Source organism: Leisingera sp. ANG-DT (assembly GCF_000813785.1).
In the GTDB taxonomy this organism is placed as follows: domain Bacteria; phylum Pseudomonadota; class Alphaproteobacteria; order Rhodobacterales; family Rhodobacteraceae; genus Leisingera.
In genome coordinates this window covers 1333-1654 of the sequence record NZ_JWLE01000027.1, presented here as the reverse complement: position 1 = coordinate 1654, position 322 = coordinate 1333, and the positions used below count along the sequence as shown (strand labels likewise).

Below are 322 nucleotides of genomic sequence, written 5' to 3'. Positions count from 1 at the left end.
GCGCGGCGCGCCAGCGTCTAGCCGGAAGGCGCCTGTTCCAGCAGCCAGGCCCGGACCCGTTCGATCCGGCTGGTCCCGGCCTTGGCCTGCGGTGTCAGCAGGTAATAGGCACTGGCAGGCGTGCAGCGGTGGGGGTGGGCCAGGATCAGCGTTCCTTCGGCCAGCTCGCGGCGGACCAGCAGCTCCGGCAGGATCGCCACGCCGTGGCCGTACTTCACCGCGTCGATCAGCATCTCGAACTGGCTGAACAGCGGTCCGGCGGGGCGGGCGGGCAGCGCCTGACCTTGATCCTCGAACCAGATCTGCCAGCTGAGCGGGCGGG

The 322-nt window shown here is 70.8% G+C and carries 1 protein-coding gene; it reads right to left on the bottom strand.

What is annotated here, in order from left to right; all coding sequences use genetic code 11:
• Window positions 1-17: 17 nt before the first annotated feature.
• Window positions 18-322: LysR substrate-binding domain-containing protein (locus RA21_RS23225; protein ID WP_039151584.1), on the bottom strand; the 305-nt coding region annotated here is incomplete at its 5' end.